The organism is Pseudomonadota bacterium, assembly GCA_030860485.1.
Taxonomy (GTDB): Bacteria; Pseudomonadota; Gammaproteobacteria; order JACCXJ01; family JACCXJ01; genus JACCXJ01.
Map to the genome: position 1 here is coordinate 1 of JALZID010000021.1, position 3,184 is coordinate 3,184.

Genomic DNA, 3,184 nt, shown 5'->3' on the forward strand with positions numbered 1-3,184 from the left:
GATGCTGCGCTACGACCGCTATCTCGCCGAGGGTTTCCCCATTGCCACCGGGGTCATCGAAGGGGCCTGTCGTCACCTCGTCAACGACCGCATGGACATCACCGGGGCACGCTGGGGCCTGCGCAGCACCGAGGCGGTATTGCAGCTCCGGTCGCTGCATTCCAGCGGTGATACCGAGGCCTACTGGGCGTTTCATAAGACCCAAGAGCAGGAGCGTAACCACCCCTCACGGATGGCAAGCCACCTCTTCGAAGAGGTTCTAAAAGAGCCGCACCCTTCATGCATTGGCGGAGTCCCGCCGCTGCATAGCGGTCCACCGCTGCACCCAGCTTGATCTCGATGGGGAGGATGCGCCGCCCTTCGATTATCAATAGATCGACAGATCGACCTCGGCCCCGGCCTGTGTCCGCCAAAAGAAAAGCTCGGGCCGAACCAACTGACGCGCGGCGAGTGCCGCAAGCTCCTCGATGACCAGGCCCTCGAACGACGCTCCGTGCCTGGGCCAGGTCGTTAGCTCCCGCGACTGGCGCAGCCCGGCCAGGAAGTGCAGCAAGCCGGAGTCCCTCAAGTAGATCTTTGCGCTCTTCGTCAGGCGCTTCTGCACGTTGGCGTGATAGGGCTGAAGTCGGCGTCAATTCGAGAAGCGCCACGCGGCCGGCCAGGGTCTCGGAGACCGAGCGCATGAGGACAGGGCTTGCAGACCCGAGGAGGAGAAAACGACCTTTACCACGTGAGTGATCGGTCACGTGGCGTAGGATCGAAAAGACCTCGGGGAGACGCTGAGCCTCGTCGATCACCGCAGCGGCACGTGACTTGACCGACCGGCACGCCGGCTTGGGTGCCCGCGACCTGCTCCACCTCGCGTGTTGCCGGCCTCCGACAACGGGCCCTCACCCACGTCGTCCGGTCACCCCTCAACCGAGCCGTGCGCGGCCCGGCTCGGTGGAAAGACGCTCTGCTCGCAATACTATTGCGCGCCGGGCGGGCGCCCAGGGGCCTTCAGGAAACGGAACCATGGATCGGGTCAATCACTTTCCAAAGGCAGCGCAGAGAGCGCGATCATACGACTTTAATTCAGTGACTCCGCGCCGACTATCTCGTGTGCACCGCCCCGCCGTTCACATTGATATGACGGCGCACGGCCGCGGCGATGGCGAGGCCCTTCCCGGAGCCGTAGAGGCGCGCCCAGCTGCCGGGTGTGAAGGGCGGCATCGTGATCGCCTCGGTGACGACCCTTCATGCAGCGCCTGCCACCCCGATCCTTCCTCGAAGGGAACACGCTCATGTTGCGCACCGGCGAGCGCGTGGATCGCGACGCGCTATACGAGCGCCTGATCCGCGGCGGCTACCGCGCCGTGTCCCAGGTGATCGAGCATGGGGACTATGCCCGGCCGGATTGTCAACGTATAGCGCTTAAAAACTACCGTCGATGATGCGGCGGGGGTCCGAGCGGAAGCAGACGATATCCCAGACAGCACGCATATTACCCCGCAACCGTCCCCGGTAATCGACAACCGGATGGTCGCGAAAGCCGCGTATGAGATTGGCCGCCAGGGCCCGCATAATGAGTCTGGTGCCTATCCTGTACCCCATAGTTTTCTTTTTCATGAGGTAAAGCGGGTTGGCAATCTGCGAATAACCGAATTTAACGCTGCTGGTGCGTCCGCTTTTGACGCCCAGATGCACGCCCTTACAGCCAGGGAAGTAAATCACCCGGCCAAGCTTTTTGGCAATGACGGTATAATCGCGGTCATCCTGCCAACCATACAGCGGCAGATTTTCATCGAACCGCGTTTGCCGGACCACGGTATCGACAAATGCCATATTGCATCCATACACGCTGGCCGTATCCCTCTCATGCGGGCCGCTTGCCCAATGGGATTCCGGTGGTGTTTTGCCGCTGATAAAATCCGTTGCCTGATCTTCCGTCAGGCCGCGGCGCGGGCGTTGAACGGTGGCGGGATTACCGTGTACGCCATCGGCAAGAATTTGGCCGGTGAGGCCAACAATATTATCTTGGTCAAAACGTTTCGCCGCCTGTTCCAGCCAATCATCGGCCAGACGATAATCATCGTCGACGAATACGCAGAAAAACCGGCCGGCTTCTGGCGCGAAGTATCCGCGCTGTTCCAGAATTTCCATTCCGAAATTCCGCTGCGCACATGATCCCATCCTCGGCGATACAATCGCTTCTCCATGACCGGCGGCAATCCACGGGTGATTGCTGATGCCTTCCAGATCACGCGGCTCGGTACCCGCAATGATGGTGAAAGTCGGTTGGAAGGTTTGCCTTTGTAAACAATCCAGAAGCCGTTGCGTTTCCTTCGTGCGGCCCTTCGTGGCGGTGATTATAAATGCCTTCATGATGCTTTGGGAATCGGGATTTTAAACGCCCTTTTTCATTAAGAGCACTATACTGCCGGGCTCATGAGCTGTCAAGCATGCGAGTCCTCGGCCTGGGATCGGGCATTATCGGGCCCTTCATCGGCCCGAGGCGGTATGTTTCGGAGCGTTTTGGCGTCTCGGGGGAGCGACGGTCAACAGGGAGGGTCGGCTCAGGGGCTGAACCGGATGGGATCGGGGATCGGTGGGGGATCAGGCCAGTTGGAATCGATCGAAGGCCCGCGCCGCTGCTCGGGGCGGTGCTCGGGGGGCAAACCGAGATGGGTGGCAACCGTGTTTGTTGTCAAGCGAATTTAGGGTTCCAGGGTGTGTTGGATTTAAGCATGGCGTTCATGATGCTGAGTAGATTGTGCATGCAGGCGACGATAACCACCTTAGCGGGTTTCCCGGCCACCTTGAGGCGTTGAGCGAAGGCGTGGATGACGGGATTGCATCGGATGACAGCGACGGCCGACATGTACAGCACGCAGCGTACCTCGGCACGCCCGCCCCAGATGACTCGCTTGCCCCGTTGTTTGCCGCTGTCGTTGGCCAGGGGGGCGAGGCCCGCGAGTGCGGCGATCCCTTTGCGGTCGAGGGTGCCCAATTCGGGCAGTTTGGCGAGCAGGGTCGCGGAGGTAGTGGCTCCCACGCCTGGAATGCTGCGCAGGAGGTCATCCTTCGTGCGCCAGGCGGGGCTTGCACGTAACCGCTGCCTCAAATCGGTATCGATCTCCTCGATGCGCTTGTCCAACCAGGCGATGTGGGTTTTGAGGCTTTTTTGCTGCACCTTCGAGGCACG

The 3,184-nt window shown here is 60.8% G+C and carries 5 protein-coding genes; 2 read left to right on the plus strand and 3 right to left on the minus strand.

Annotation, left to right across the window (positions count from 1 at the left end; genetic code table 11):
- A partial coding sequence (locus M3461_00835; GenBank protein ID MDQ3773025.1) for a hypothetical protein occupies positions 1-334 on the plus strand: 334 nt, incomplete at its 5' end.
- Between the two features lie 33 nt (positions 335-367).
- On the opposite strand, the gene M3461_00840 is transcribed toward M3461_00835, so the two are convergent.
- Entirely contained in the window at positions 368-604 is a 237-nt protein-coding gene (locus M3461_00840) for a DUF4143 domain-containing protein (protein ID MDQ3773026.1), read from the minus strand.
- 634 nt (positions 605-1,238) lie between these two features.
- Here M3461_00840 and M3461_00845 point away from each other — a divergent pair.
- Positions 1,239-1,433 carry a hypothetical protein gene (locus M3461_00845; GenBank protein MDQ3773027.1) on the plus strand — a complete coding sequence of 65 codons (195 nt, stop codon included), beginning with the start codon at positions 1,239-1,241 and terminating at the stop codon, positions 1,431-1,433.
- Here M3461_00845 and M3461_00850 read toward each other — a convergent pair.
- Together M3461_00850 and M3461_00855 are read right to left on the minus strand one after the other, a co-directional pair.
- Positions 1,414-2,364, minus strand: coding sequence for a hypothetical protein (locus M3461_00850; protein ID MDQ3773028.1), 951 nt, complete (start codon positions 2,362-2,364; stop codon positions 1,414-1,416). The two genes, M3461_00845 and M3461_00850, sit on opposite strands and share 20 nt — an antisense overlap.
- Positions 2,365-2,686: 322 nt before the next feature.
- Positions 2,687-3,184: transposase (locus M3461_00855; GenBank protein ID MDQ3773029.1), on the minus strand; the 498-nt coding region annotated here is incomplete at its 5' end.